At 69.2% G+C, this 25,283-nt stretch carries 18 protein-coding genes; 11 read left to right on the top strand and 7 right to left on the bottom strand.

All coding sequences use genetic code 11. The features are described 5' to 3' along the window. The first annotated feature begins 164 nt into the window (after positions 1-164). Positions 165-1,253, top strand: a complete 1,089-nt coding sequence (locus NAG42_RS19010; protein ID WP_250031706.1) for a glycoside hydrolase family 19 protein — start codon at positions 165-167, stop codon at positions 1,251-1,253. 173 nt (positions 1,254-1,426) lie between these two features. Beyond that, positions 1,427-1,969 carry a HAMP domain-containing protein gene (locus NAG42_RS19005; protein WP_250031705.1) on the top strand — a complete coding sequence of 181 codons (543 nt, stop codon included), beginning with the start codon at positions 1,427-1,429 and terminating at the stop codon, positions 1,967-1,969. Here NAG42_RS19005 and NAG42_RS19000 read toward each other — a convergent pair. Together NAG42_RS19000 and NAG42_RS18995 are read right to left on the bottom strand one after the other, a co-directional pair. After that, positions 1,932-2,882, bottom strand: a complete 951-nt coding sequence (locus NAG42_RS19000) for an aldo/keto reductase (protein ID WP_250031704.1) — start codon at positions 2,880-2,882, stop codon at positions 1,932-1,934. The genes NAG42_RS19005 and NAG42_RS19000 overlap by 38 nt on opposite strands. After that, a complete protein-coding gene (locus tag NAG42_RS18995) occupies positions 2,879-3,787 on the bottom strand; it encodes a helix-turn-helix domain-containing protein (RefSeq protein ID WP_250031703.1) in 909 nt (302 codons plus the stop codon). The genes NAG42_RS19000 and NAG42_RS18995 overlap by 4 nt, the downstream gene beginning before the upstream one ends. A 121-nt stretch (positions 3,788-3,908) precedes the next feature. Here NAG42_RS18995 and NAG42_RS44155 point away from each other — a divergent pair, with 121 nt between their 5' ends. Further along, positions 3,909-4,931: an alcohol dehydrogenase catalytic domain-containing protein gene (locus NAG42_RS44155; protein ID WP_284045535.1), complete on the top strand. Its 1,023-nt coding sequence runs from the start codon at positions 3,909-3,911 to the stop codon at positions 4,929-4,931. Between the two features lie 74 nt (positions 4,932-5,005). Here the strand turns inward: NAG42_RS44155 and NAG42_RS18980 are convergent, their stop codons facing one another. Beyond that, positions 5,006-5,770 (bottom strand): SCO2525 family SAM-dependent methyltransferase, encoded by a 765-nt coding sequence (locus tag NAG42_RS18980; RefSeq protein ID WP_250031702.1) that lies wholly within the window; start codon positions 5,768-5,770, stop codon positions 5,006-5,008. Here NAG42_RS18980 and NAG42_RS18975 point away from each other — a divergent pair. Then, the gene (locus NAG42_RS18975) at positions 5,769-6,956 is read left to right on the top strand and encodes an SCO2521 family protein (protein ID WP_250032126.1); all 1,188 of its coding nucleotides are present in this window, start codon (positions 5,769-5,771) and stop codon (positions 6,954-6,956) included. The genes NAG42_RS18980 and NAG42_RS18975 overlap by 2 nt on opposite strands. On the opposite strand, the gene NAG42_RS18970 is transcribed toward NAG42_RS18975, so the two are convergent. From NAG42_RS18970 to NAG42_RS18960, 3 genes are read right to left on the bottom strand one after another with little or no spacing between them, the layout of a single operon-like run. After that, complete coding sequence (locus NAG42_RS18970; RefSeq protein ID WP_250031701.1) at positions 6,957-7,928, bottom strand: SCO2522 family protein; 972 nt, start codon at positions 7,926-7,928, stop codon at positions 6,957-6,959. Further along, positions 7,925-8,842, bottom strand: coding sequence for an SCO2523 family variant P-loop protein (locus NAG42_RS18965; protein WP_250031700.1), 918 nt, complete (start codon positions 8,840-8,842; stop codon positions 7,925-7,927). Before NAG42_RS18965 ends, NAG42_RS18970 begins: the two co-directional genes overlap by 4 nt. After that, complete coding sequence (locus NAG42_RS18960) at positions 8,842-10,692, bottom strand: SCO2524 family protein (protein WP_250031699.1); 1,851 nt, start codon at positions 10,690-10,692, stop codon at positions 8,842-8,844. Before NAG42_RS18960 ends, NAG42_RS18965 begins: the two co-directional genes overlap by 1 nt. Before the next feature lie 252 nt (positions 10,693-10,944). Here NAG42_RS18960 and NAG42_RS18955 point away from each other — a divergent pair, with 252 nt between their 5' ends. Then, on the top strand, positions 10,945-12,897 hold the full coding sequence (locus NAG42_RS18955; protein WP_250031698.1) for a WD40 repeat domain-containing protein: 1,953 nt from the start codon (positions 10,945-10,947) through the stop codon (positions 12,895-12,897). A 56-nt stretch (positions 12,898-12,953) separates the two neighbouring features. Here NAG42_RS18955 and NAG42_RS18950 read toward each other — a convergent pair whose 3' ends face one another. Then, on the bottom strand, positions 12,954-14,528 hold the full coding sequence (locus tag NAG42_RS18950; RefSeq protein WP_250031697.1) for a glucuronyl esterase domain-containing protein: 1,575 nt from the start codon (positions 14,526-14,528) through the stop codon (positions 12,954-12,956). A gap of 243 nt (positions 14,529-14,771) precedes the next feature. On the opposite strand from NAG42_RS18950, the gene efeU reads away from it, so the two are divergent. From efeU to NAG42_RS18920, 6 genes are all read left to right on the top strand, one after another. Beyond that, a complete protein-coding gene (gene efeU / locus NAG42_RS18945; RefSeq protein ID WP_250031696.1) occupies positions 14,772-15,638 on the top strand; it encodes an iron uptake transporter permease EfeU in 867 nt (288 codons plus the stop codon). Positions 15,639-15,667: 29 nt separating this feature from the next. After that, positions 15,668-16,801 carry an iron uptake system protein EfeO gene (gene efeO, locus NAG42_RS18940; RefSeq protein ID WP_250031695.1) on the top strand — a complete coding sequence of 378 codons (1,134 nt, stop codon included), beginning with the start codon at positions 15,668-15,670 and terminating at the stop codon, positions 16,799-16,801. 62 nt (positions 16,802-16,863) lie between these two features. After that, entirely contained in the window at positions 16,864-18,105 is a 1,242-nt protein-coding gene (gene efeB, locus NAG42_RS18935; protein ID WP_250031694.1) for an iron uptake transporter deferrochelatase/peroxidase subunit, read from the top strand. 18 nt (positions 18,106-18,123) lie between these two features. Then, on the top strand, positions 18,124-18,513 hold the full coding sequence (locus NAG42_RS18930; RefSeq protein WP_250031693.1) for a BlaI/MecI/CopY family transcriptional regulator: 390 nt from the start codon (positions 18,124-18,126) through the stop codon (positions 18,511-18,513). A 145-nt stretch (positions 18,514-18,658) separates the two neighbouring features. Further along, positions 18,659-20,233, top strand: a complete 1,575-nt coding sequence (locus NAG42_RS18925) for a DHA2 family efflux MFS transporter permease subunit (protein ID WP_250031692.1) — start codon at positions 18,659-18,661, stop codon at positions 20,231-20,233. Positions 20,234-20,471: 238 nt separating this feature from the next. Then, a complete protein-coding gene (locus tag NAG42_RS18920) occupies positions 20,472-25,247 on the top strand; it encodes an ExeM/NucH family extracellular endonuclease (RefSeq protein ID WP_250031691.1) in 4,776 nt (1,591 codons plus the stop codon). Positions 25,248-25,283: the final 36 nt, after the last annotated feature.

Below are 25,283 nucleotides of genomic sequence, written 5' to 3'. Positions count from 1 at the left end.
GACGGTCCGGCCCCGAGCGAAAGGGATCGCCGCCGGGGTGGGAAAGGCAGGGTTCAGAGAATGACTAAAGTTTGTTTACAGATTGCTTGACGGATCAGGCAGACATTTGGTGTGGTCTATGTGCTGCGCGGCGCTCATCCCCCTCGGCGCTCGAAAGGTCCGCCATGAGAACAAAACGTCTGCTGATGATGCTGGCTGCGCTCGGGCTGGGCGTGGTCGGCGCGGTAGTGCCGGTGGTGGCCTCGGAAGCGGCCGCCGCGTGCGTTACCCCGTACAACAACAATGCGGTCTACACCAGTGGGCAGACCGCGTCCTACAGCGGCCGGAACTGGACCGCGAAATGGTGGACGCAGAACGAGGCGCCCAGCACCGCCGGCTCGAACGTCTGGCAGGACAACGGTGCCTGTGACGGCAACAGCGGTGGTGGCGGCACCGGCGGTGGAACCACGTGCAACTACCCGAACTGGGTGGCGGGTCAGAACTACGCGGCCGGCGCCATCGTGCGGTACACGAACGGGCAGTACTACCAGGCATCGCATGAGAATCCGGGCTTCGACCCGGTCATCAGCACCTGGTACTGGTCGCCCTACTCCTGCAGTGGGGGCGGCGGCGGGAACAACGGTGGCGGGAGCACCGGCGGATTCGTCGTCAGTGAGGCGCAGTTCAACGCGATGTTCCCGGGGCGGAACGGCTTCTACACGTACGCCGGTCTCACCGACGCGATGAGGAAGTTCCCCTCGTTCGCCACCTCCGGCGATGACGTCGTGAAGAAGCAGGAAGCCGCGGCCTTCCTGGCCAACGTCGGACACGAGACCGGCGGCCTGGTCTTCATCGACGAGACCAACCAGGCCAACTGGCCGCACTACTGCGACTATTCACAGCCGTACGGGTGCCCGGCCGGTCAGTCGGCCTATCACGGTCGCGGCCCGATTCAGCTGAGCTGGAACTTCAATTACTACGCGGCCGGCAACGCGCTCGGCGTCGACCTGCTGAACAACCCGAACCTGGTCGCCACCAACTCGTCGATCTCGTGGCAGACCGGCCTCTGGTATTGGATGACCGGGACCGGCGCCGCCGGCACCACCTCGCACAACGCGATGGTCGGCGGGCAGGGCTTCGGCACGACGATCAAAGCCATCAACAGCATCGAATGCAATGGCGCGCACCCCGACCAGGTGCAGAGCCGGATCAACAACTACAACCGCTTCGCCGGCATTCTCGGCGTGCCCACCGGTAACAACCTGAGCTGCTGAACCCTGCTCCAGAAGACAAGTGTCGCCGGAAGGCGGCACTTGTCTTTGTGGTTTCCCGGGTGCGAAAAGCCGTTTCATGTTCGCTGGAGTCGGCGGAATCGCGGATTGGCCGTGGACGATGCGGCGCGGACCAAAGCCCGGGCGGCCCTACAAGCGGCCCGGTCACCGATGCCATGGCCGCGCTGCGCATCCCGCTGGCCCGGCTGGCCGAGGTCACCGTGCAGTCCCCGGCCGCGCAGCAGCACATCGCCGAGGCCCGTTCGCGCTGCGTGCGAGCGCTCAAGCGGGTCGGCACCGGCGATCTGACCGTACGGGTGCAGGTGGACAGCGCCGACGAGGTGGGCGAGATGGCGCGCACGCTGAATCAGACCGCCGAGGCCATGGCCGGCACGGTCGGGCGGGTGCACGCCAACTCCGACCTGCTGGCGTCCGCCTCCGAGGAGCTGTCATCGGTCTCGTCGCAGCTGGCCGCCTCCGCCGAACAGACGTCGGCCCAGGTCACCACGGTGTCGCAATCGGCCGGCCAGGTCTCCGAGGGCGTTCAGGCCGTGGCCGCCGGGGCCGAGGAGATGGGCCTCTCGATCCGGGAGATCTCGAACAGCGCCAATGAGGCCGGACGGCCTCCGACCTGGCCCGCACGGCGGCCGACCTGCAGAGCACGGTGGCGACCTACCAGCTTTAGAAAGCGCGGCCCGAGACCTCGTCGAGCGCGGTGATCTCGTCCGCGGTCAGCTCGAGCGTCGCCGAGGCCAGAAGGGCCGGTAGTTGCTCGACGGTGCGGGCGCTCGCGATCGGGGCGGCCACCTGCGGCCGCGAGCGCAACCAGGCGAGCGCCACCGAGGCTGGTTCGACGTCGTGGCCGGCGGCGATGTCGGTCAGCACCTTGATCACGGCCAGGCCGTCCTCGTTGAGGTAGGTCTTGGCGCCACCGCCGCGCGGCCCCCGGGCCAGGTCCTCGGTCGTCCGGTATTTGCCGGTGAGGAAGCCGCTGGCCAGCGCGTAGTAGGGCAGCACGGCCAGGCCTTCCTCGGCCGCCACGGGGGCGATGTTCCCCTCGTACGCCTTGCGGGCGACCAGGTTGTAGTGCGGCTGCACAGCCACGGGGAGCACGAAGTTGTTGCGGCGTGCGACCTCGAACCACTCGCGGATGCGGCCGGCGGTGTAGTTGGAGACCCCGACGGCGCGGACCTTGCCCGCCTTGACCAGCGCGTCGAAGGCGCCCGCGGTCTCCTCGAGCGGGGTGCTCTCGTCGTCGTAGTGCGCGTAGTAGAGGTCGATGTAATCGGTGCCGAGGCGGGCCAGGGACGCGTCCGCCGCGGCCGCGACGTTCGCGGCGGCCAGGCCCCGGAACTGCGGGTGCTGGCTGACCTTGGTGGCCACGACGACGCGGTCCCGGTTGCCCCGCGCGGCCAGCCACCGGCCGATGATCGTCTCGGATTCGCCGCCCGAGTTGCCCGGCACCCAGGCCGAGTAACCGTCCGCGGTGTCGATGAAGTTGCCGCCGGCCCCGGTGAAGGCGTCCAGGACCCGGTGGGAGGTCGCCTCGTCGCTGGTCCAGCCGAAGACGTTGCCGCCGAGATTGAGCGGGAACACCTCGATGCCGCTGCTGCCCAGAGTGCTCATGGTCATCCTCTCGCCCGTCCGTGCCCGTTGCCTGCCTGAGCAGACAGATACCCCGTCGTCCCGGACATATCAGGGTGAGCTTGATCGCCCTCCCGCAGGTGCAGCAGCCGCAGAGCGTGCTGATCGGGCGTGCCGGCCGGTGCGGTGTAGACGAACATCGTCTGCTCGGCGTCACCGGGCATGGCCAGTGCCTGATAGGTGATGGTGAGGTCGCCGACGATCGGATGACGGAAGCGCTTGGTGCCGCTCGTGCGGGCCAGCACCTGGTGGTCGGCCCACCAGCGCCGGAACTCCTCGCTCCGCACCGAGAGCTCGCCCACCAGGGCGGACAGGTCGGGATCGTCGGGATGCCGGCCGGCGTCGACCCGCAGCGTGGCCACGGTCTCGGCCGCGATGACGGCCCAGTCGGGATGCAGATCGCGGGCGTTCTCGTCGAGGAAGATGAACCGCGCGTAATTGCGCTCGCGGGCCGGCAACGCGTTGAAGTCGCAGATCAGGGCGCGCGCGGAGTGGTTGATCGCCAGCACGTCCATGCGCCGGCCCACGATGAAGGCGGGTGCCGCGGCCTCGTCGAGCGTCTCCAGCAACTGATAGGTCGCCGGGGCGACCCGCTGCGGGCGGCGCGGCGGCCGGCGCCGGGCCGCCCGCGGCCGGGCCAGCTCGAAGAAGTGACCGCGCTCGGTGTCGTCGAGTCGCAGCGCGCGGGCGATCGCGTCGAGCACCGCCTCCGAGGGGTTGAGATTGCGACCCTGCTCGAGGCGGACGTAATAGTCGACGCTCACCCCGGCGAGCGCGGCCAGCTCCTCACGGCGCAACCCCGGGACCCGGCGGATGCCGGCGGTGTCGCCCTCGGGCCGCAGGCGCGCACGCCGCGAGCGGAGGAACTCCTTGAGGTCACCGTTGTGCGCCATGCCACCAAGTATCGGCGCGAGCGGGCGGGCGTCCAGGGCTGAAGCTGGTACCGCTGTTCCTAGGCTGAACCGCACCTGTTTAGGCAGCTCGGCAAGGGCTCAGCCGGAGTGGAATTCGGTCATGACAACATTCCGTTCCGCTCAGATCCCGGCCCCCGGCGCGCCGTTCCGCATCGTCGAAAGTGAGCTGGCGGCCCCCGGCCGCGGCCAGGTGCGCGTCGCCGTCGAGGCCTGCGGCGTGTGCCGGACCGACGCCGCCTTCGTCGACGCCGCGTTCCCGGTGTCCTTCCCGCTCGTCACCGGTCACGAGATCGCCGGGCGGGTGGACGCCGTCGGCGACGACGTGTCCGGCTGGCAGCCCAGCGATCGCGTGGCCGTCGGCTGGTTCGGCGGCAACTGCGGCGTCTGTGTGCCCTGCCGGGCCGGTGACTTCATTCATTGCGTACGGGTGCAGGTCCCCGGATGGGCCTATCCGGGCGGTTATGCCGAGGCGCTGACCGTGCCGGCGACCGCGCTGGCCCGGATCCCCGACGCGATCAGCGCGGTCGAGGCCGCCCCGATGGGATGCGCGGGGGTCGCCACGTTCAACGGCCTGCGCCGATCGGCGGCCCGCCCGGGCGACCTGGTGGCGGTGCTGGGACTGGGTGGCCTCGGGCACCTGGCCGTCCAGTTCGCGGCCAAGATGGGCTTCGAGACGGTCGCGGTGGCGCGTGGCACCGGCAAGGCGACGGCCGCGGCCGAGCTGGGCGCCCACCACTACCTGGACAGCGAGGCCGGTGACGTGGCGGCGCGGCTGCAGGCGCTGGGCGGCGCCCGGGTCGTGCTGGCCGCGGCCGGCAGTTCGGCCGCGATGAGCGCCACCATCGACGGCCTGACCGCGAACGGCGAGCTGATCGTCGTCGGCGCCGACCCGGCCCCGATCGAGGTGAGCCCGTTCCAGATCATCTCGACTTCCCGTACGGTCCACGGCCACCCCTCCGGCACGGCCCGCGACGTCGAGGAGACGCTGCGTTTCGCCGCGCTCACCGGCATCCGCCCCCGCACCGAGACGCGCCCGCTGGCCGACGTCCAGTCCGCCTACGACCGCATGCTCACCGGCGCCGCCCGCTATCGCATGGTCCTGACGACCAGTCGAGAAGACTGACCAGGGCTCCGGCGGCCGGGCCGGCTCGCCGCGGATCTCGTGGTGCGCGGCGTCCGGCAGACCGAGTGACCGTCCTATTTCGAACGGCCGCAAGCCAGGATCATGCCGTCGTAGCCCGAGCGCAACTGCTTGTTCAGGGGCATGGACGCGGCGTTCTCCCGATCGGTGAACTGGGCGCGGGAGTCGACCGTCGACACGACGAGATCCAAGGTCCGATCGATCAGGCAGTCAGCGACCTGGTCCTCGGTGACCGCGAGCGCGGGAAGGTCCTGACCGGCCACCGTGTAGCCACGTGAGTTCCGCATGAATGCCGCGGCGAAGGGCGCACCGGGGACCAGGCAGTTGACGAATTTGTGGATCGCCTGATGGAACTGCCCGATGTCAGTGGTGATCGACTCGGCCACGAAGAACATGGTGCCGACGTGGTATCTCTGCTCGGGGAGCTCGTAGACGCTGCCACGCTCGACCTTGGCCGTGCGAGCGACCCGCCGGCGGACGTCATAGCCGAAATGTGAGTAGGCCGGGTGCTGGCAGAGCGTTCGCCAGTAGGGATCCCAGCCGGGCGAGTAACGCTGGATCTCGCCACTGAGCCATTCGCAGTTCCGGGCACCGTACTCCAGAAGCGTGATCTCGTCGCACAGCGGCAGCATCGCCAGGACGGGGTAGAGATTCGCGCCCGTGCCGACGTCGATGCCACGACGCCGGCCGTCCGTCGGGGTCTGCTCATAGCCGAAGAAGTCCCTCGTCAGGCTGAGAAGACTGCGGTCGTCGCCTCGAAGGGACGCATAGTTCTGCTTCCAGTACGCATGTGGTTCGAAGGCGTCCCAGTTCGTGCTCATGGTCCCGCCCTTTCAGCGATACGGCCGGACGGCGAGATTGTTGTGGCCCGCACGGCCGGCGGCAAGGTGCCACCAGGATGACAAGTCATGGGTAGTGGTTGTGGAAGAACACGGCAATGAGATGCAATCGGATACGGCTGACGGCGAGAGGATCGGTGATCTTACGAATGCCGCATCGGTGCGGACCGGCGTGCTGACCTTCGGCGAGATCCACACCGGACTGCTGCAGAACTCGACCGCGCTGTCGAGCGAGCCGGTCTCCGCTCTTCTGGATCTTGTCGTTGGCGAGCGTGTGCGCCGCTTCGAGCGTCCGATCGCGCACGCCGTCTCGCCGGATCAGCTGGCCGGCGTGGATTGCCTGATGCCGTCCGCCACCCGGCGGAACACCCGGGGCATCGGTACGGTCATCCACCGCGTCTCGGTCACCGGTGGGCACCTCGCTCAGGGCTCGGCCCACGTCACCGTCACGCCGGTGCAGCGGCACGGGCAACGCCTTCCCTGGTCGCACTACCTCGCCCGCCCCGGCGAGTTGGAGCTGCTCGGCAAGGCTGACCTGGCCGACGTGGCCCACGGATTCCTCGACGGTGCCCGTCGGCCCGGCGCGTTGGACATGGGAGCGATCAGCGGCCGGGCGCTGGACGAGATCCAGACCTCGGCTCTGCTCGATCGGAAGCGGCCGTTCCGCAGCAGCCGCACGATACTGCGCTGGGCGGTTCTCCCCGCGCCGGACGGTACGAACAGCGCCACGTTCAGCATCGACTCCAGAACCGTGCGCACCTTGTTACTGCACGTCGGAGCCCAGTCGGCCGGCGAGTTCACCAACGACGACATGCTCGCGTTCTGTGCGGATCTGGCCCGGCACGACTGGTTGTTGACCACCGTCCTGTCGATGCTCGACCGGAGCATCGACGCGCCGGTCAGCCGGGCCCGGGCGCTCGCGAAGCTGCATCCGGCGGTCGACTTCCTCCTGCATCTGTGGATGCCCGGCGCCCGCATCGAAGCAGCGCTCTCGCCTCTCTGGGAGTCGTTGGACAGCCGGTCGCAACTCACCAAGCAGTGGCGTGCGGCGGTGGACCGGATCCGGGACCAGCTGACTTTGAACAACATCGCTCTGCTGGAAAGTGCCATGGACGCCGCTGATCAAGCCGGTCGGTTCCGTGGCGGTTCACCACCGGTGGCTTCCTGATCAACCTCTGTCGGCCACGAACAGATACTCGATCCGCTGCCACAACTCTGGAGGAAGCGGCATGCCTTCGGCGGCGCTGCGCGTGGCCACCTGATCGGCTACGGCCTGCTCGACCTTCACCTGCTGGATGATGGTCCGCACAGCGTGTTCGACGCTCAGGAACCGCTGGCCGAGCACGGAGAACGTCGAATACGCGCTGAAGGCATCGGCGTCCGGGTTGACCTGGACGATGGGCGGGAGCCGGTCCCATTCCTCGGGCAGTTGTTCCACGGAGACCGGACGGGCGACGACCGTGCCGTCATATCTGATCAGGCCGAGTCGCAGGAGCTGCCAGATCGCCGCCAGGTAAGGGCACGACCACGTCCGCTTCCCGCCTCGTTCGTCCCACAGCTGAACGTCGACGAAGGTCGAGTGGTTGTTCAAGGCGCCGTTCTCGGCCGGAGGCTGCCACTGCCGCTGTGTCTCGCCGGGCCGGGCGGGCGAGAAGCCAGGACTTCGTTGGCCGTTGCAGAGCCAGCCGCTGACGGTGACCGGCGGTCGCACGCCCGTGCTGCCGGGCGGCGGGTCCGGCACCAGCTGGCTGAGGATGAGGTCGGCCAGGGGAATCCCGTCGGCGACGGCGAGGCCGGACTCCCTCGCGATGTAGTCGATGGTCACCTCCTGACTCTCGGCTGCCTTGATCAGCTGGGGCAGGACCTCGGCCGGCGAGCTGAAACGAGCGAAGTAGTCATCGATCAGGAAACAGGTGCTGATCCGGGGACGGACTTTCCGCAGTTTCTTGCCCAAGATGCTTCGCGCCGCCGTGACCCACGGGTTGACGCGCTCGAAATAGCGGGCCAGACCCTCCGGGCCGCCGGCGAACTCCTCGGAGTAGAGGTGTCCGAGCTCGATGGAGAGGTGTGCGAGAGGGGCCGATTCGGCGCGTCGCCGCGCTGTCGACTCTCTGATGTCCACAGACCACGGGTCACTCATAGTGGCTCCCAGGCTGAGTCGTCGACGAGCTTCTTGGCCAGGGTCTCGAACGCGTTCCTGGTCGACTCGTTGGCTATCCCCCTCAGCAGAACGTCGCTGTCCGTGATGAGCTGTTCGCGCCATTGGAGAACCGGGTCGAGGGGGATGCTGCCGAGCAGCAGGGACCGTCCGGCCCGCAACTGCCCGGCGAGATCCTTGAGAGCGGCGTCGCAGGTGCGCAGCCAGGCGATCTGCTGGGGCTGAAGACCGGCGAGCTCGACGGAGTCGGGCTGGACGACGGCGGTGTGGACGAACCGCAATGAGCTGGTGAGCTCTCGGGCGTTGTGACCGTGCGCCTCGCCGGTCATCAGAATGCCGCGTTCGCCGTAGACGAGCCCGGCCGCCGCGATGAGGTGTTGCCTGGTCCAGCGGTGGAACACGAGCCAGCGGCTCCGCACCGACTGCATCGATGGGTGCGCCGTCGCGGCGAGGACCAGGTCGAGCGCGTGTGACCGCCCGGCACTGAGGTCGACCAGACAGAGGTCGAACTCCTCTTCGAGCCGGAGGAACAAGGTGCAGCAGCGTTCGACCGTCTCGGCGGTGTAGCCGAACTCGCCACTGGCGATGTCGCCCGGCAGGAGAACCATCCGGCCGGCGCCGGCGGGCCGGCCGCGCAGCTCCCGGCGATCGGACTCTTTCCAGATCTCCAGTCGCTGCGGCTCTCCGGTGATGCCCTGAAGGTAGGCGTGCAGGCCGTCCTGTTTCGTCCCGCGCTCCACGGAGCCGAGATCGAAGATGGCACCGGAGGTCGGCGAACCGAAGTCGAAGTCGAGGTAGCAGACGTCGTTGCCCTGCAGCGCGCTCCGATAGAGCAGGTTGCTGCCGGTCACCGAGCGGCCGGTGCCTCCCTTGTCGGACGCCGCGAAGATCAGCATCACGCCTCCGAGCCGGAGTCGCCCCGGGCCGCGTTCAGGCGGTCGAGTTCCCGGAGGATGTCGAGGGCCAGTGCCGCGGCGGTTCCCGGCCGCTCGGTCCGGATGTCTCGAGCCCGGCGCAGGGTGATCTCCACCCTCTGCAGAGTGTTCCGGAGTCCGGGTCCGCCTTCGGCGCTGCCGGTGAGCAGCTCGCGGTCGTAGATCTGTTCCGCCTCGCGGAGCAGATCGTCCGCGTACCTGGCCAGTTCCTCGTTGCGGCTGGGCGGCTGGTCCAGCACCTTGGCCAGCGCCACCAGCGCCTCGACGACCCGCTCGGTGTAATACCAGGAGGCCTTCTGCTCGAGCCGGGGCAGATCGGGGAACACCCGGGACGCGTCGTCCCAGAGGCCGTAGCCGTCTCCGGAGCTCAGGCGCCGCCGGGCCAGGTGATCCCAGACCTCGTCGCCGAGGTCGAGCAGGCGGTGGCGCTCGACCGGATCGTTGATCAGGTTGGCCACGTGGGCCGTGCGCAGCAGGAGCAGGGCCGCGAACTCGGGCACCGACCAGGCCAGCAGCGGTCTCTTCTCGTCCGTGTCCGTCGGCTCGTCACTGCCGGCAAGCGCCATCCGGATGCCGGGGTAGTGCATGACGAGGTTGGGGTCGTTCTCGACGGCTCGGCTCGTGATGCGGGCTCGATCGGCCAGCTTGGCCAGCACCCGGCCGACCCGGGCGAGCTCGGTGTTGCTACCGCGGACCTGTTCGAGCCCTTTCACGGCCAGGGCGGTGACCTGAAGCGTGAAGTAATCCGACTGCTCGCCGTCCGTGGTCCGCCAGGGAACGTTCTCCAGCGGCCATTTGCCACCCTCGCCGAAAGTGGCGATCGTCGCCCAGTAGGTGCGGGTCAGGTCGGAGCGCAGTTGGAGTGCACGGGCCAGGCGCTGTTGTTCCTCGTCGAGCAGGCCCAGGATGCGGGTGCGCTCGGAGAAGAGGTCCTCGACCGCGTTGAGCGCGATGACAGTGAAGTAGAGATAGGGCTTGTCCTGACCGACTCCGGCTTCTTGCCGGCCGACCTGGGCCGTCGTCTCGATCGACGGCGCCCCACGAACCACACTCCACGACCAGCCGCACTCGAACAGGCGGTCGGGCAGTTCGAGGTCGTTGGTCTGACCGGACCCGATGAGCACCTCACGGAAACTCGCGATGGTCTGTCGCAGCCGCGTGTGCAACTGCGCCACCACCGCTCGCCGGGGCAGGCCGTTCTGGTTGACGGTCGTGCAGAGCCGTTCGCCCTCGGCGGAGTCGACCGGGAAGACATTTACCGAGAAGCTCCGCAACAGGCCGATCATGGCGGCGCTGAGCCGCCGGCTGGCCGCGGCCTCCAGATCGCTGATGGCGGAGCGCACGTCGTCGCGGGTGACCGATCGCCGGTAGACCCGGCAGAAACCGAGCGTGGCCAGCGAAAGTGTGATGGAGAGGGCGTACGAGTCGACTATCGGCGACGTCTGGAACTCCAGCGGGGCAGTCTTGTCGGACGCCTCGGTGTCGTAGAGCTCGTAATAGCCGCCGCCGGAGAAGTCCTCGGTGTACCGGTCGAAATAGTCGTTCAGGATCCGGGTGAGGACGCGCGGGATGTCAGTGGCGGTGCCCATCCGGCGCAGTGCGTGAACCATCCGCTCGGCCGTCTGATCCGGCCGGTCCAGGTTGAACGTCTCGACCTGAGTGGCCGGCAGGAGCAGGCAGAGAAGCTGCTCGGCGTCGCTGATGGAGTTTCCACCGAAGCGACCGCCGGACACCCATTCGTGGTCCCTCCAGGAGGACCGCGCGACGGCCTCCCAGATATCCAGCAACTGCTGACGCGGCTGAACCCTCATCGCTTGAACCCCGTCCACGACTCGACGGCCGCAGCCGGGCGGACCGGCGGGCGGCCCGCTGGAGGCCATTCGCACCCAGCGTAGTCGACTCGTACCAAATATCGCTCCTGACAAGTCGCTCGCCGGAGGCCGGGACGGGGGTGTACCGACGATCCGGGGGCGGTTCGGCCGTTCGGAGGACGCGAATTCGGCGATCTTCGATGTAACGTCCGGGGCGGCCGATCGGCCTTCACCGTCCATGGGGGACACATCATGCGTACTCGAGTGATCAGCCCGGCCACCGCCGTGGTCACACTGATAGGCGGCTCCGCTCTGGCCATCGGCATGGCCGCGCCGGCCTTCGCCGATTCCATCAAGCCCCTGGCCGTCGACTCGGTGGGTGACGTCGTCGTCGACGGCGTGCACGACCGCGTCCTGGTCGTCGACCCGACCGGCGGCAAGGTCGTCTCGACCGGTTTCGACGGCACCGTCGAGGCCACCCACGCCCTGGCCGGCGTCTCCGACCTGGCCCTCTCCACCGACGCGCAACTGCTCTACGCCGCCTCGGAGTCGGGCAACGCGATCGTCGCACTCGACCCGGTCACGCTCGTGCCGGCCGCCTCCTACTCCACCGGCGAGATCGCCCCGCTCGATGTGGCCTTCGCCGGCGGCAAGGTGTGGTTCACGTACGGCAGCAACCTCGGCTCCATCGACCCCGCCGCCGAGACGCCGGAGCCGGTGCTCGACCAGGCGGGCACGGGCTGGAGCGGCGCCGCGAAGCTCGCGTCGACCGCGAACCGGCTGGCCGCCGCGTCCTATTCGACCGTCACCGCGTTCGACGTGTCGGACGGCACGGCCAAGCAGCTCGGCACCACGGCCGGCAACGGTGGCACGCTCGCCGACATCTCGCTCTCGGCCGACGGCGAGACGATCGGCACCGTCAGCGGCGGGGTCAACCAGGCGACGCTCTACGACGTCGCGAACCTCGCCGCCGCTCGCCGGTTCGACCTGTTCGAGGGAGGCGACGGCGCCGCGCTGGACATCGCCGCGGATGGCGCCATCGCCACCGCCGTCGGCAACCGGTACGGCCCGGCCGTGGAGGTCTTCACGCCGGCCGGCCAGGCCAAGATCCGGCAGTACACGTTGACCGGGACCGGCGTCGGCTCCGATCTCGACGTGGTGCAGCCGCGGGCACTGGCCTGGGAGCCGGACGGCACCCGCCTCTTCGCCGTCTCCAAGAGTGACGCCGGCACGTTCGCGATGCGGGTCTTCACCGAGCCCCGCAAGTCGCAGCCGACGCTCACCCTGTCCGGCCCGTCCAAGGCCACCCGGGCCACCACGGTCACCATCACGGGCACGCTGAAGGCGCCCGTCCCGCTGCCGGCCGGCACGACCGTGACCGTCAAGCGCCTCGACCTCGACAATCCGGCCGGCGCCGTCCTGGCCAGCAAGAAGACTGACGCCAACGGCAAGTTCACGATCACCGACAAGCCGTGGGCCGGAGGCAAGGTCACCTACCGGGTCGCCTTCGCCGGCAGCGCCACGCACGGCGCGGTCACCGCGGACAAGGTCCTCGACGTCACCCGCACCTCGCCGACGCTGACCCTGAACCGCAACAAGCAGGTGTTCAAGCAGGGCCAGACGGTCCAGTTCACCGCCCACCTGGGTTCGACCTACAAGAACCGCAGCGTCGCGATCTACGCCGACCCGTACGGCTCGGACCAGGCGCCGCGCCTGCTGCGGAACACCAAGGTCAACAGCAAGGGTGACCTGGCGACGAGCCTGCGTCTGACCCGCAACACGGCCGTGTGGGCCACGTTCTCGGGCGACTCGCGCTACGCCGCCAAGACCACCCGCGTCGTCGTGTCGACCAAGGTCAACATCACGAACACCCTGAGCGGCTACTACAAGACCGCGAAGATCGGCGGGACCAGCTACCGGCACTACCGGGTGAGCAAGCCGGCGATCTTCAACATCGCGGTGACCCCGTACCCGGGTCGTCTGATCTATGTCGAGGTGCAGTACTACTCGGGCGGCAAGTGGCGCGTCTGGGGTAACCAGTACTTCACCACCGCCAACGGCCGCGCGGTCATCTACGCCGACGGCAGCTACGACCTGGGGGTGCGCCTGCGCGTCAAGGTCTCCTACCGGTCGGGTGGCGCGGGCGCCGACTCCGTCAACGCCACGACGTTCACCGGGCTCTCGTACTTCACCTTCACCCGCTAGTCCGCACCGCCTGAGAAAGGCCGGACATCCCCCTGGATGTCCGGCCTTTCCGCATGTCAGGCCGCCGTGCAGGTCAAGACCGGGTTCCCGTACGAGCCGGAGGCCTGGAAGCCGAACTCGGCGTACCCACCGGCGGCGATCCGGCCGTTGAAGTCCACATTCCGGAGCTGGACGGCTCCACTGGTGCCGCTCCGGGTCACGTTCCAGGAATTGCTGATGGTCGTGCCGGCCGGCAGTGTCAGGCCGACGTTCCAGCCGTTCACGGGTGCGGCACCGGCGGTGACGCGCACCGTGGCGACAAAGCCTCCCGTCCACGCGTTGACCGAGGCCGAGGCCGTGCAAGCCCCCGAAGACGGCGGCGGCGCGGTGGGTGGCGGCGTGGTGGGTGGCGGTGTCGTGGGGGTGCTGCCGTCGAGAACCGGGGTCGTCCAGTCGATCCAGTCGGCCAGGCGGCCCTGGGCCCGGCTCGAGGTGCGGAAGACCCCAGGGTCGTTGCCCGTCCTCAGCAGGAACTTGCGAATGTTCTGCTGCAGCGGGGTGCGCCACTCGGCGCGATTGGCGCAGTGGGTGCCATCGCTGACATCCGAGACGTACGAGATGTTGTCGCCCGCCCCGAGCGCTCGATAGACCTCGGCCGCACCCAGGGCGGCCACGCTCGCCGAGCGCGGCCCGAGGTTGGCGATGTGCGGGTTGTCCATGATGAACAGTCCGCGCGGCGCCACCATGGCCGCGACCTCGTGGGTGTCGACCGGCAGCCGGTTCGGGTTGCCGGTGAAGGTGCTGAACGCGTCACCGAGCCAGGGCTGCTCCCCGTACGCCGAGGACAGGCTCTGCGCGCCTTCGCCGGGGACCCCTCGGAAGATCGGTGCGCCGGCCGTGCCCGACTCGATCGGCATGGTCAGCGCGATCCGCTGGTCGAACGCGCCGATCACGAACGCGCCCTTGCCGAACCGGGAGCAGCCGGTCACGCCGGTGGCGTCGGCCCGCAGGATGCTGCCGCCCGCCTGCTCGAGCACGTCGATGATCCGGCTGACGCCCCATGACCAGGCCATCAACAGGCCGGTCGGGCTGGTCGCGCCATAGATGCTGTAGAACGCGCCCTGCTTGTTGGTGCGCGGCGTGCCCTCCTTGCCCACCGCGTACGGGTCGTAGCTGATGACCGCGGCGCCGGCTGCCTTGATGGCGGCGGTGTCGGCCCCGAACCCGCCCAGGACGACGACGGCGGGGAACGGGCCGGTGCCGCTCGGCAGTTCGACGCGGGCCGAGAAGCTGGAGCTGCGGCCCTGGTGCGAGACGTTCACGGTGATCGAACTGCTGGAGACGGTGCCGGTGACCGACTGCGGGGTGGCCGGCTTCTCGCCGTACACGAACTTCTCGGACAGTCTCTTGATCTCTTCGCGACGGCAGGTCCACGCGGATCGGGTGGTGATGCGGGTGCCGTCGAGCTTTCGGAACGGATCCGGAAGTTTGGCGTCGGCCGACAGCGAGCCGGCGTCGGGCAGTGTGGGGACGGTGCAGGCGGCACCCTCGTTCTCGGGCGCCGCCTGGGCGGGGACGGCGGTCATGGCGGCGCCGGCCGCGAGCACTGCGGCCAGCACCGCGATCGCCGGGCGCCATCGGGGACGGATCACGAGGCACCTCCTTCCAGTGGATTTGGGAGCGCTCCCGTGGTGTGTCAAGTGTCGTTATGGCCATCGAAACATGTCAATAGTCATCGGAAGTTTCGGCGGACTGCTGCTCGTGTCTGCCGCGGCGGTCGTGTGGTGATGGTTTTCACCAGCGGGCCGGGTGCCTGGCGGCTGAGTTGACTTCTACAAGCGAATAAAAGAAGGTAAGCCTCAGCGTAGTAAGGGTTGGCTTACCTGGGGAGTTCGATGACGGCCATCTACCTGATCGGGCTCCGCGAAGGGCTCGAGATCACGCTCGTGGTCTCGATCCTCGTGGCGTTCCTGGTCAAATCGGATCGCAAGCCGCTCCTGCGATGGGTCTGGGCCGGCGTCGCGGTCGCCGCGGTGCTGTCGATCGGGTTCGCGGCTCTGCTGCAGTTCGGGGTGGCCCGGCTGTCCTTCACCCACCAGGAGCTCTTCGAGGCCGTCGCCTCGATCGTGGCCGTCGTCTTCGTGACCTGGATGATCTTCTGGATGCGGCGGATGGCCCGCCACATGGGCCGCGAACTGCGGGGCCGCATGGAGGACGCGATCGCGGTGGGACCGCTCGCCATCGTCGGCGTCGCGTTCCTCGCCGTGGTGCGCGAGGGGCTCGAGACCTCGATCCTCTTCTACGCCGCCGCCCAGGGGACGACCGACAGCGCGCGCCCGCTGATCGGCATCTCGCTCGGCCTGCTCACCGCGATCGTGCTCGGCTGGCTGCTCTACCTCAGTGCGCTGCGGATCAACCTGAGCCGCTTCTTCGCCTGGACCGGTGCGCTGCTCGTGCTCGTCGCGGCCGGGATCCTCAAATACGGCGTCCACGATCTGCAGGAAGCCGGCATCCTGCCCGGCCTCAACACCACGGCGTTCGACATCAGCAGCGCCTGGCCGCCCGGCACGTGGTACGCCGAGCTGCTGCGCGGCATGGTCAACTTCACGCCCGCGCCGACCGTCCTGGAGACGATCGCGTGGCTCGCCTACGGCATCCCGGTCCTCGTGATCTTCCTCTGGCCGAGCCGGCCGAGCCGGTCGAAACGATCGGAAGCATCCAGCCGCCCCACCGAACCAGCACCGGCCCCGGCTGCTTCCTGAGCACCGATACATCACCACATAGGAGAAACGTGCGCACCCCTCGCCTGCTCGCCCTCGTAGCCGCCACCGCGGCGGCCGTCCCGCTCGCCGCGTGCGGCGGCAACGACTCCGGATCCGATGCGGCGTCGAGTGACAAGATCACCGTCGACGCCTCGGACACCGAGTGCAAGGTCGCCTCGTCCGAGTCCGACGCCGGCACCACGACGTTCGCCATCGCCAACAAGGGCAACAAGGTCACCGAGTTCTACGTCTACGCCCCCGGCGACCGGGTGATGGGCGAGGTCGAGAACATCGCCCCCGGCCTGTCCCGCGAACTGATCGTCGAGCTGGCCGCGGGCACGTACGAGACCGCCTGCAAGCCCGGCATGATCGGCAAGGGCATCCGCAACGCCTTCAAGGTCAGCGGTTCGGCCGCGCCGCTGACCGAGGACGCCAAGCTGGCCCAGGCCACGGCCGACTACCAGCGCTACGTGAAGAGCCAGACCGGCGCGCTGATCGACAAGACGACCGAGTTCGTGAACGCGGTCAAGGGCGGCGACATCGAGAAGTCCAAGGCGCTCTTCCCGGTGGCCCGCACCTATTGGGAGCGGATCGAGCCGGTGGCGGAGAGCTTCGGCGACCTCGACCCCAAGATCGACGCACGCGAGGCCGACCTGGAGGCGGGCCAGAAGTGGACCGGCTTCCACAAGATCGAGAAGGACCTGTGGGTGGCCAAGGACGTCAGCAAGTCGGGCCCGGCCGCCGACCAGCTGCTCGCCGATGTCAAGACCATCGTGGACAAGGCGAACACCGTGACGCTCTCCCCGGTGCAGCTCGCGAACGGCTCCAAGGGCCTGCTCGACGAGGTGGCCACCGGCAAGATCACCGGTGAGGAGGACACCTTCTCGCACACCGACCTGTGGGACTTCGCGGCCAACGTCGAGGGCTCCCAAGCGGCCATCGCGGCCCTGCGCCCCGCCCTCGAGGAGAAGGACCCGGCCCTGGTCAAGACCCTCGACGAGCGGTTCGCCTCGGTCGAGGCGGCGCTCGAGAAGCACCGCGACGGTGACGGCTGGAAGCTGCACAACACGCTCAGCCAGACCGATCTCAAGACGCTCAGCGATGAGATCAACGCGCTGTCCGAGCCGATCAGCAAGGTCGCCGCGCTGGTCGCCGGCCAGTGATCCCCCGAAGCCGGGCCCGTCTCCGGGCCCGGCTTCGACCCGTCCGTAGGAAGGTCTTGGAGATGCAGCGGCGCAAGGTGATCGGGCTGGCCGGCGCGGGCGTGGTGGGAGCCGCGACGGCCGGCGTCGTCGGGGGCCGGTTGACCGGCGGAGGGTCCGGGTCGGCGGCGGCAGCAGCGCCCGATCGGACCGCGTTCTACGGCACCCGGCAGGCCGGCATCGTCACGCCCGCCCAGGACCGGCTGCACTTCGTCGCGTTCGACGTGATCACCAAGGACAAGGCCGCCCTCGTCGACATGCTGCAGTCGTGGACCGCCGCGGCGGCTCGGATGACCGCCGGCCAGGAGGCGGGTGCGCTGGGTGCGGTGGGTGGTCTGCCCGAGGCGCCGCCCGACGACACCGGCGAGGCGCTCGGCCTGCCCGCCGCGGGTCTGACGCTCACCATCGGCTTCGGCCCGAGCCTGTTCGACTCGCGCTTCGGGCTGCGCGGCCGGAAGCCGGCCGCGCTGGCCGACCTGCCGAAGTTCCCGGGCGACACGATCGACCCGGCCCTCTCGGGCGGCGACATCTGCGTCCAGGCCTGCGCGAACGACCCCCAGGTGGCGGTGCACGCCGTCCGCAACCTGGCCCGCATCGGCATGGGCGTCGTGAGCGTCCGGTGGTCGCAGCTCGGCTTCGGGCGTACGTCCTCGACCTCGACCGCACAGGCGACCCCGCGCAATCTCTTCGGCTTCAAGGACGGCACCGCCAACCTCAAGGCCGAGGAGGCGACGTTGCTCGACGAGCACCTGTGGGTGAAGCCGGGCGACGGGCCGGACTGGATGACCGGCGGGTCCTACCTGGTCACCCGCAAGATCCGGATGCTGATCGAGACCTGGGACCGCACCTCGCTGCTGGAGCAGGAGACGATCGTCGGCCGCAACAAGGGCGAGGGTGCGCCGCTCTCCGGACGGGGCGAATACGACGAGCCCGACTTCACGGCCCTGGATGGCAAGGGTGAGCCGTTGATCGCCAAGGTGGCGCACGTGCGTCTGGCCCATCCGACGGTGAACGGCGGTGCCCGGATGTTGCGCCGCGGCTACAACTTCGTCGACGGCTCGGACGGGCTCGGCCGGCTCAACGCCGGATTGTTCTTCATCTCCTATCAGCGGGATCCGCACAAGCAGTTCGTGCCGGTCCAGTCGAAGCTGGCTCGTCAGGACCAGCTGAACGAATACATCCGGCACGTCTCCAGCGGTCTGTTCGCCTGCCCGCCCGGCATCCCCGCGGCCGACGACTACTGGGGCCGCTCGCTCTTCGCCTAGCGTCGATACAGTCCTGTCGTGACCACACCGACGGGGGCCGGCCGGCGCAGGCCGGGGCAGCTGGAGGGGATCGAGATCATGACGGTCCTCGACTCCGCGGTGCGTCCGTTGACTCCGGGCGAGGTCCGCGACGCGCTCGTTCCGGCGGGTCCGCTCTCCTACAGCACCGTTGTGACGACTCTCACGCGCCTTTTCGAGAAGGGCGCGGTGGTCCGGCATCGGGACGGAAGGGCTTTCCGGTACGGGGCCTTGAGTGCCCCCGCGGGCCTGGTGGCCGACCGGATGAGCCGCCTGATGGAGGTGGAACCCGACAGGGCGACGGTTTTGCGCCGATTCGTGAGTAACCTCAGCGCCGACGACGAGCGTCTGTTGCGGGAACTTCTGGAGCAGGATCCCCCGGGCGACTGAAACCCCCGGGTGACTCGCTTCCTGAGGGCATGCTGAAAACGGGATGCTGCTGGAAACGAAGCAGTGGCAGCATGGACGCTTCTGTGCGCGCGGGGGTTCGAAGGAGCGCGCGGCCTGAAAAGGCAGAAACTGGGGGAGTTCTCTCGTGACCGACCAAACCGCTGCGCCTCCGGCCAAGCTCGATGCCGCGGTGCTCAAAATCGCCGGGGTGGTGGTGCTCGGGGCGATCATGTCGATCCTCGACATCACCGTCGTCAGCGTCGCCCTACCGACCTTCCAGACCGAGTTCAACGCGACGTACGCGCAGGTCGCCTGGACGATGACCGGTTACACCCTGGCCCTGGCCACGGTGATCCCGCTGAGCGGCTGGGCCGCCGACCGGTTCGGCACCAAGCGGCTCTACATGATGGCTCTGCTGCTCTTCACGCTCGGCTCGGTGCTCTGCGCCACCGCCGGCTCGATCGAGCAACTGGTCACGTACCGCGTGATCCAGGGTCTCGGTGGCGGCATGCTCATGCCGATCGGCATGACGATCATGACCCGCGCCGCCGGCCCGGAGCGGATCGGCCGTCTGATGGCCGTGCTGGGTGTCCCGATGCTGCTCGGCCCGATCGGCGGCCCGATCCTGGGCGGCTGGCTGATCGAGGTCGCGAGCTGGCACTGGGTCTTCCTGATCAACCTGCCGATCGGTGCGATCGCGCTGGTCTACGCGTGGTTCGCGCTGCCCAAGGACGAGACGCACCCGGCCGAGCGGTTCGACTTCGTCGGCATGCTGATGCTCTCGCCGGGTCTGGCCCTCTTCCTGTACGGCGTGTCGTCGCTGCCCGAGACGGGCACGATCACGGCGACCAAGGTCTGGGTCACCATGCTGGTCGGCGCCCTGCTGGTGATCGGCTTCGTGCTCTACTCGTTCAAGCCGAAGCACCCGCTGCTCGACCTGCGACTGCTGCGCAACCGCAGCCTGACCGTCGCGTCGCTGTCGCTGTTCGTCTTCATCATCGCCTTCATGGGCGCGGGCCTGCTGTTCCCGAGCTACTTCCTGCAGGTCCGGGGCGAGGGCACGCTCGACGCCGGCCTGCTGATCGCGCCGCAGGGCATCGGCGCGGTGCTGACCATGCCGATCGCCGGCATGCTGGCCGACAAGATCCCGGTCGGGCGCACGGTGCCCTTCGCGATGACGCTGATCGCCGTCGGCTTCCTGGGATTCACCCAGGTCGGCACGGACACGTCGTATCTGTTCCTGTGCGGCTCGCTGTTCGTGATGGGCCTCGGCATGGGCGGCACGATGATGCCGATCATGACGTCGGCGCTGCGCACACTGCAGCCGCTCGAGGTGGCCCGCGGTTCCACACTGGTCAACATCCTGCAGCAGATCGGTGGCTCGATCGGCACGGCGATCATGTCGGTGATCCTGACCAGCCAGCTGAACGGATCGCCGGACGTCCCGGGGCTCACCAACCCGCAGAGCGGCGAGCCGATCACCGAGGCCGGGGCGGCGATCGCCACCCAGCAGGGCGTTCAGATCCCCCTGCCGCCGGAGATCCTCGCGCGCGGCCTGCAGTTCGCGGCCGACTCGTTCGCGACCACCTTCTGGGTGGGCTTCGCGCTGGTGGTGGCGACGTTCATCCCGATCGCCTTCCTGCCGCGCAAGGGTCGCCCGGGTGGCGGCTCGGGTGCGCCCGGCGAGCCCGTGGTCGAGACACCGATCATGATGCACTGACGATTCCGGCACGACCGGCCGCCCCGTCCCGCTCGTCGAGCGTGGCGGGGCGGTTTCGTCCCTATGCGACGTAATCGGCGGAGCGGGTGGTACAAAGGCGAACAATAAACGGTCGTAAAGCCGACTCCACCCCGCCATTTACCTGCCCCAATGCCTATTCGTTACCGTACCGAGGATCGATCGTCATGCGCGCTATCTAACGTCCGGCGGATCACCTTCCACCGGAGGACAATCTTCGATGTATCGATATTCGCGTGGCGGCCCGTCCGCGGCGGCGCTGCGAGCGATCGGTGCGGCCGCCCTGGCCGTCGCCGTCGGCGTGAGCCTGGCCGGACCGGCCGTGGCCGCCGAGCCCGGCGACCCGTTCCTCAGCGAGATCCACTATGACAACGCCGGCACCGACAGCGGCGAGGCGATCGAGGTGCAGGCCCCGGCCGGCTTCGACCTGACCGGCTGGCAGATCGTCCTCTACAACGGCAGCGGCGGCGCGGTCTACAACACGGCCACGCTCAGCGGTGCCGTTCCGGCCGCCGGCGTGGTTGTCCAGACCTATCCGGCCAACGGCCTGCAGAACGGTGCTCCCGACGGCTTCGCCCTGATCAAGCCGGACGGCTCGGTGGCCGAGTTCCTCAGCTACGAGGGCGTCCTGACCGCCACCGCCGGCCCGGCGGCCGGGGTGACCAGCGTGGACATCGGCGTCTCGGAGATCGACTCGACGCCGGTCGGGCAGTCGCTGCAAAAGATCGACGGCACGTGGCAGGTCCCCGCGACCAGTTCGTTCGGCGCTCTCAACGCCGTCGTGCCGCCCGAGGAGCCCGAGGAGCCGGCCGACTGCACGACCGGCCCCACACACACGATCGCCCAGGTGCAGGGCACCGGCGCCGACACCCCCGTGGCCAACACCAAGGTCACCGTCGAGGGCGTCGTGACCGCCGACCACCGCAGCGGTGGCTACAACGGCGTCTACGTGCAGACCGCGGGCACCGGCGGCGACCGCCCCGTCGCGGCCGGCACCGCCTCCGACGCGATCTTTGTCTTCTTCGGCGCCAGTGCCGCCAACGCCCCCACGGTCGCCATCGGCGACCAGGTGCGGGTCACCGGCACGGTCACCGAGTTCAACGGCCTCACCGAGATCACCACCGCGGCGAAGGGCGACACGGCGGTCTGCGCGACCGGTGTCGCGCTGCCCGCGCCGGTGGCGCTGAGCCTGCCGCTGGACGACGCGGCCCGCGAGTCGGTCGAGTCGATGCTGGTCGCGCCGGTCGGCGCGTACACGGTCTCGGACGTGTACAACACCAACCGGTACGGCGAGATCATCCTGGCCGCCGGCAACGACGTCGCGAAGATCCCGACCGACCGGGCGCGTCCCGGCTCGGCCGAGGCCAACGCGATCAAGGCCGGTAACAAGGCGCGGCGGATCCTGCTCGACGACGGCAGGACGACCAACCTCGCCACCGCGGGGCTGGCTCCGGCCTACCTGACCAAGGACGACCCGGTCCGGGTCGGCGACGGCGTGGAGAAGTTCGGCCCGAGCGTGCTGAGCTTCGGCTTCAGCGAGTGGCGCCTGCAGCCGGCCGACCCGGCCTCGCTGCAGACGACCTTCAAGGACTCCCACCCGCGGACGCCGGCTCCGGCCGACGTGGGCGGCGATCTGCGAGTGGCCAGCTTCAACGTGCTCAACTACTTCGTCCACTTCGGTGGCGAGGCCCGGGGCGCCACCGACGCGGCCGCGCTGGCCAAGCAGCAGGCGAAGATCGTCTCGGCGATCAGCGCGCTCGACGCCGACGTCGTCGCGCTCATGGAGATCGAGAACTCGGTCCGGTTCGAGCCGAACGATCCTCAGGTCGCGCTGAAGACCCTGGTCGGCGCGCTGAACGCGAAGGACGGGGCGGGCACCTGGGACTACGTGCGCTCGCCGGCCGACCTGCCGGGCGCCGAGCAGCAGGACTTCATCACCACGGCGATCATCTTCAAGCCGGCCGCGGTGACCCCCCGGGGCGCCGCGCGGTCGGTCAACGACGAGTCGGTCTGGTCGAACGCGCGGGAGCCCATCGCGCAGACCTTCACCGCCGGCTCGGCCACCTTCACCGTGGTCGCCAACCATCTCAAGTCCAAGAGCGCCTCGGTCGAGCCGACCGGCGACAACGTGGACACCGGGGACGGGCAGGGCGCGTACAACGGGGACCGCAAGCGGCAGGCGGCCGCGCTGGCGCAGTTCGTCGGCTCGCTCGGCACCTCCGACGTGCTCCTGCTGGGCGACTTCAACGCGTACAGCCAGGAAGACCCGATCCAGGTGCTGGCCGACGCCGGTTACCGGAACGTCGCGGACGCCGACCAGTCGTCGTACGTCTTCGGCGGGGAGTCGGGATCGCTCGACCACGCGCTGGCCTCGGCCTCGCTCGCCTCGCGGGTGACCGGCGTCGACGTGTGGAACATCAACTCGGTCGAGTCGTTCGCCTACGAGTACGACGGATACGCGCCGTTCTACTCCGACGGCCCGTACCGGGCCAGCGACCACGACCCGGTCGTCGTCGGCCTCAGGACCGGCGCGAGCGGGCCGGTCGACCTGCAGCTGCTGAGCATCAACGACTTCCACGGCCGCCTCGAGCAGCCGGCCGCGGGGAAGGGGGGCGCGGCCCAGCTGGTCGGGATGGTCAACCAGCTGCGTGCGGCCAACCCCAACACCGCGTGGCTCTCGGCCGGTGACAACATCGGCGCGTCCACCTTTATCTCGGCCATCGACGGCGACAATCCGACGATCGACGCGCTGAACGCGGGCAAGCTGAACGTCTCGGCGGTCGGCAACCACGAGTTCGACAAGGGCCTGGCCGACCTGCGGGGCCGGGTCGAGTCGCGGGCCGACTTCCCCTATCTGGCGGCCAACGTCTACCAGGACGGCCGGCGGGTGCTGCCCGGCTACAGCGTGCAGACGCTGGGCGGAGTCAAGGTCGGCTACATCGGCGTGGTCACCGAGCAGACCGCGTCGCTGGTCAGCCCGGACGGCATCGCCGGGGTGCAGTTCCGCGACCCGGTGGCCGAGGCCAACACGCTGGCGGCGGAGCTCTCCGACGGCAACGAGGCCAACGGTGAGGCCGATGTCCTGGTGCTGCTGGCCCACGAGGGTGCCGCGACCGAGAACATCGGCTCGGCGGCGGCGCTGCAGGCCGACCCGGTCTTCGGCGACTTCACCCGGGTGAGCGCCGAGATCGACGCCATCTTCAGCGGGCACACCCACCAGCCGTACGCGTTCGAGGTTCCGGTCCCCGGCACCGACCGGACCCGTCCGGTGATCCAGGCCGAGGACTACGGCCTGCGGCTGGGCCAGGCGGTGCTGACTTTCGACCCGGCGACCAAGTCGGTGACGAAGTCGACCGCCGGGCTGCTCGAGGTGACCGGCTACCCGGCCGACCCGGCCGTCGAGGCGATCGTCACGAAGGCCAAGGCGACCGCGAGCGAGCTGGGCAAGCAGCCGCTCGGCAAAATCACGGCGGACATCAAGCGGGCCTACAGCGCCACGGGCACCGAGGACCGGGGCGCCGAGTCGGTGCTCGGCAACTTCATCGCCGACGTGCAGCTCGACCAGACCAGCGCGGCCGGTCGTGGTGGCGCCCAGATCGCGTTCATGAACCCCGGCGGTCTGCGGGCCGACCTGCTGTTCCGCACCGACGGCACGGTGACTTACGCCGACGCCTTCGCGGTGCAGCCGTTCGCCAACGACGTGGTCACCCAGACCCTCACCGGGGCGCAGATCAAGCAGGTGCTCGAGGAGCAGTGGCAGCCGGACGAGGCGTCCCGCCCGGTGCTGCACCTCGGCTCGTCGAAGGGGCTCACCTACTCGTACGACGTCAGCCGGCCCCGGGGCTCGCGCATCATCGCGTCGACCCTGAAGCTGAACGGCGTCGTGCTGAGCCCGACCGGCACCTATCGCGTCACGTCGAACTCGTTCCTGGCCGCCGGCGGCGACAACTTCGTCACGCTGGGGCAGGGCACGAACCGCGTCACCACCGGCGACAACGACCTGACGATGCTGGTCGGCTACTTCGCCGCCAACACGCCGATCACGGCCGACGGCACGCCGCGCAGCACGCCCGGCACGGCGACCCCGGCCGACACCACGCCGCCGACCGGGACGTTCCAGCTCGGGGCGACGGCACTGTGGCCGGGCCAGTCGGTGACGCTGACCCAGGTCGCGCTGGCCGACGACGTCAGCGCCCCGGGCAAGATCAAGCGGGTGGTGAACTGGGGTGACGGCTCGGCCCCGGCGGAGAGCCTGACCCACACGTACGCGAAGGCCGGCTCGTACCCGGTGTCCGTGCAGCTCACCGACGAGGCGGGCAACACCGCGGCGGCCACCTTCCAGGGCGCGGCGGTCGTCCAGGTCACGACTCAGCCGGCGGGTAAGTATCTGCTGGCCCCGCAGTCGATCTGGGCTTCGCAGTTCACCGTGCTCGCGGTGAGCAAGGTGGACGGCGCCGCCAAGCTCGTCGTCAACTGGGGTGACGGCGCCTCCACCACCATGTCGGCCAACGGCACGCTGGTCGCGCACACCTACACCAAGGCCGGCACCTATCCGGTGACGGTCACGCCGTTCAACGCGGTGGGTGCGGGCACGGCGGTGAAGGCCGGCTCGGTGAAGGTCACGGCCGACACGTACGCGCCGATCGTGCGCCTCGACGTGCCGCGCAACCCCGCGTCGGCCTCGTCGTGGCGTTCCGTCTCGGGCTTCGTGGCCGACCAGGGCCTGGGCACCACCAAGGTCCAGGTGTCCCTGATCCAGGAACGCGCGGCCAAGTGGTACTTCTACGACGGCGCCACGTGGGTCAAGGCGTCCTCGCAGACCGAGGCGGCGGCCAGGGCCAAGCAGGTGACCGACAGTCCGTCGCTGCTCCTGGGCCACTGGAGCATCAACGTCAAGGGCGTCGGCCAGGGCACCTTGAAGGTCACCTACACGGCGACCGACCGCGCGGGCAACACCGCCGCACCCCAGACCTACACGGTCAAGGTCACCAAGTAGCACCAGGTTAGGCGAAGCCCCCGTCTCCGGTTCCGG

The sequence above is a fragment of the Paractinoplanes maris genome, assembly GCF_023544465.1.
GTDB classification, from domain to species: Bacteria; Actinomycetota; Actinomycetes; order Mycobacteriales; family Micromonosporaceae; genus Actinoplanes; species Actinoplanes maris.
Note: the sequence above shows the minus strand (reverse complement) of the source record. Positions and strands in the feature narration are given on the sequence as shown.

Excerpts from the sequence above, each read along its gene's own strand:
- NAG42_RS18960 (WP_250031699.1), bottom strand. The coding sequence starts at position 10,692 with ATGAGGGTTCAGCCGCGTCAGCAGTTGCTGGATATCTGGGAGGCCGTC.
- NAG42_RS18965 (WP_250031700.1), bottom strand. The coding sequence starts at position 8,842 with ATGCTGATCTTCGCGGCGTCCGACAAGGGAGGCACCGGCCGCTCGGTG.
- NAG42_RS18920 (WP_250031691.1), top strand. The coding sequence starts at position 20,472 with ATGTATCGATATTCGCGTGGCGGCCCGTCCGCGGCGGCGCTGCGAGCG.
- NAG42_RS18975 (WP_250032126.1), top strand. The coding sequence starts at position 5,769 with ATGGTCCCGCCCTTTCAGCGATACGGCCGGACGGCGAGATTGTTGTGG.
- efeU (WP_250031696.1), top strand. The coding sequence starts at position 14,772 with ATGACGGCCATCTACCTGATCGGGCTCCGCGAAGGGCTCGAGATCACG.
- NAG42_RS19010 (WP_250031706.1), top strand. The coding sequence starts at position 165 with ATGAGAACAAAACGTCTGCTGATGATGCTGGCTGCGCTCGGGCTGGGC.
- efeB (WP_250031694.1), top strand. The coding sequence starts at position 16,864 with ATGCAGCGGCGCAAGGTGATCGGGCTGGCCGGCGCGGGCGTGGTGGGA.
- NAG42_RS18995 (WP_250031703.1), bottom strand. The coding sequence starts at position 3,787 with ATGGCGCACAACGGTGACCTCAAGGAGTTCCTCCGCTCGCGGCGTGCG.
- NAG42_RS18980 (WP_250031702.1), bottom strand. The coding sequence starts at position 5,770 with ATGAGCACGAACTGGGACGCCTTCGAACCACATGCGTACTGGAAGCAG.
- NAG42_RS44155 (WP_284045535.1), top strand. The coding sequence starts at position 3,909 with ATGACAACATTCCGTTCCGCTCAGATCCCGGCCCCCGGCGCGCCGTTC.
- NAG42_RS19000 (WP_250031704.1), bottom strand. The coding sequence starts at position 2,882 with ATGACCATGAGCACTCTGGGCAGCAGCGGCATCGAGGTGTTCCCGCTC.
- NAG42_RS19005 (WP_250031705.1), top strand. The coding sequence starts at position 1,427 with ATGGCCGCGCTGCGCATCCCGCTGGCCCGGCTGGCCGAGGTCACCGTG.
- NAG42_RS18955 (WP_250031698.1), top strand. The coding sequence starts at position 10,945 with ATGCGTACTCGAGTGATCAGCCCGGCCACCGCCGTGGTCACACTGATA.
- NAG42_RS18970 (WP_250031701.1), bottom strand. The coding sequence starts at position 7,928 with ATGAGTGACCCGTGGTCTGTGGACATCAGAGAGTCGACAGCGCGGCGA.